This window comes from Pantoea sp. CTOTU49201, assembly GCF_032054795.1.
Lineage (GTDB): Bacteria > Pseudomonadota > Gammaproteobacteria > Enterobacterales > Enterobacteriaceae > Pantoea > Pantoea symbiotica.
Genome location: NZ_DAMBSA010000554.1, coordinates 1 through 2,333, shown reverse-complemented (window position 1 = coordinate 2,333; position 2,333 = coordinate 1). Strand labels below are relative to the sequence as shown.

The following is a 2,333-nucleotide window of genomic DNA, read 5'->3' as shown; positions in this document are numbered from 1 at the left end:
AACATCAAATGACCGATAAAGGTCAGCAAGTTGTACCAAAGAGCACCGATCAACAGCAGTGCTGGTTGCATCCACCATTGCGGGAACAAGCCGATGCCCAGCATGGTGTAAACCGCAATCAGCAGCGCACCGAAGGCGATGGTGGCATAACGCTGTCCCAACGCACCGAGCAAAATAAAGCCCCAGCTGGAAAGCGCCAGGCCCAGAGCAAACGCCCACGGATGGGGGAACAACAGTTCCACCGACACCGAAGCAATACAGAAACAAACTAACGTGATCAACAGATTGCGCACACGCCCAATCCAGCGATCGTCGAGATCCGCCAGCGCCGCAGCGACTACACCCAGCGTCAGCGGAATGGTCCACTCGATTTTGTGCAGCCACCACGGCACCGCCGCGCATCCGGTTAAGGCAAAGAAGATGCGCAGCAAATAGCGCAGGCTGCTGTTAAACAGATAACGTCGCCAGCCTGGCAAGGCGTCATGAATCATTGAACGGCCTCAGTAACGGCGACGCGCATTGGCTTCACGCGCGGCCTGGGCTTCTTCAACGGAGACCACGCGACGGCCGACTGGCCACAGCGCAATCGCGGCGATTTTGAAGTTGGCGATACCAACAGGAATGCCGATGATAGTCAGACACTGCACGATACCGGCCGAGATATGCGCCAGACATAACCACCAGCCAAACAGTATCAGCCAGAAGATGTTGAGGAAGGTGCCGCCGGTATTCATCACATGGCTTTTGCTGTCGGGCCGTAGGACATCGACATGCACCGCTTCGTTGCCAAAGGGCAGTAGAGACAGCTTGGTGATTTCCCAGCAGGAGCGCGTCAACGGCAGCGTGAAAATCAGTACGATGCTCACCAATGTGGCGAACAGCCAGCTGAGAGTGGTGAAGAAGCCGCCGAGAATGAAATTAAGAATATTAAGTACGGTACGCATAAACGTGTTTTTCCTTTTGCAATCCGCAATATGTGGCGCCAAGTTTAGCTCTTTTTAAGGCTGGAGCGCCAAGAGTCTGACAGGTAAACTGCGCGATATCGAATTCCACATGACGGTGCGGACATGGAACTGAAAGCAACATCAATGGGTAAACGTCTGGCACAGCATCCCTATAATCGGGTGCGCTTGCTGGCCGCCGGCGTGGAAGTCAGTGGCGATCGCCATGAATATCTGATTCCGTTTAACCAGTTGCTCAACATTACCTGCAAACGCGGCATGGTGTGGGGTGAACTGGAGTTTCTGCTGCCAGACGAGAAAGTGGTGCGCCTGCATGGCACTGAATGGCAGGAAACGCAGCGCTTTTTCCACTATTTGCAGCATGCCTGGCAGCAGTGGAGCCAGGAGATGAGCGAGGTGAGTGCCGAGGTGCTGGTCGCGCTGGAACAGGAAATCCTCGCCTTTACGCAGCAGGATCGCTGGTTGAAACGCAGTGAGCTGAGCGCGGTGAAAGAGAGCATTACGCGCCAGTTTTCTGCCTTGCCGTTGCCTCTCGCGCGTATTGCCGAGTTTGACAACTGCCGTGAACGCTGGGAATTTTGCCAGCAATGGCTGGATCAGGGTGAAACGGCCATCCGCCAACGCAATCGCGAATGGACCAGTAAGATCCTCAGCGATTATCACGAATTCTTCTCCACGGTTGAAACCACGCCGCTCAATCCATCGCAATGTGAAGCTGTAGTGAATGGTGAGGACGCGCTACTGGTGCTGGCGGGTGCCGGCAGCGGCAAAACCTCGGTGCTGGTGGCGCGCGCAGGTTGGCTGCTGAAACGTAAGCTGGCGCAACCGGATCAAATTCTGCTGCTGGCGTTTGGTCGTCAGGCGGCAGAAGAGATGAATGACCGCATTCAAACGCGTCTTGGCGAGAGCGCGATTCAGGCGCGTACCTTCCATGCGCTGGCGCTGCATATCATCCGTGAAGGCAGTAACAAACAACCGGTGATCAGCAAACTGGAGAGCGACAGCAAGGCGCGGCGACAGCTGCTGATTGAGACGTGGCGCGAGCAGTGCAATAGCAAAAAAGCGCAGGCCAGCGGCTGGCGTCAGTGGTTGCAGGATGAGCTGAAGTGGGAGATCCCGGAAGGTCCGTTTTGGCAGGATGAAAAACTGGCGCAGCGTATCGCTTCGCGCATGGAGCGCTGGCTGGGTTTGATGCGTATGCACGGCGGCGCGCAGGCGGCAATGATCGCGGATGTGGCAGAAGTGCAGCGCGATAACTTCAGCAAACGCGTCAAGCTGATGGCACCATTGCTTAAGGCGTGGAAAAACGCGCTGAAGGAGGAGGGCGCGGTCGATTTCTCCGGGCTGATTCATCAGGCGATTGCCATTCTG

The 2,333-nt window shown here is 56.0% G+C and carries 3 protein-coding genes; 1 reads left to right on the top strand and 2 read right to left on the bottom strand.

Annotation, left to right across the window (positions count from 1 at the left end; all coding sequences use genetic code 11):
* A partial coding sequence (locus RTY00_RS23670; RefSeq protein WP_312666593.1) for an FUSC family membrane protein occupies nucleotides 1-491 on the bottom strand: 491 nt, incomplete at its 3' end.
* Between the two features lie 9 nt (nucleotides 492-500).
* A complete protein-coding gene (locus tag RTY00_RS23665; protein WP_008101434.1) occupies nucleotides 501-944 on the bottom strand; it encodes a YccF domain-containing protein in 444 nt (147 codons plus the stop codon).
* 123 nt (nucleotides 945-1,067) lie between these two features.
* Between RTY00_RS23665 and helD the strand changes: the two genes are divergently transcribed.
* Nucleotides 1,068-2,333: DNA helicase IV (helD, locus tag RTY00_RS23660; RefSeq protein ID WP_312666592.1), on the top strand; the 1,266-nt coding region annotated here is incomplete at its 3' end.

What these genes read in the sequence shown, in the direction of transcription:
- RTY00_RS23665 (WP_008101434.1), bottom strand. Translation starts at nt 944, where the DNA reads ATGCGTACCGTACTTAATATTCTTAATTTCATTCTCGGCGGCTTCTTC.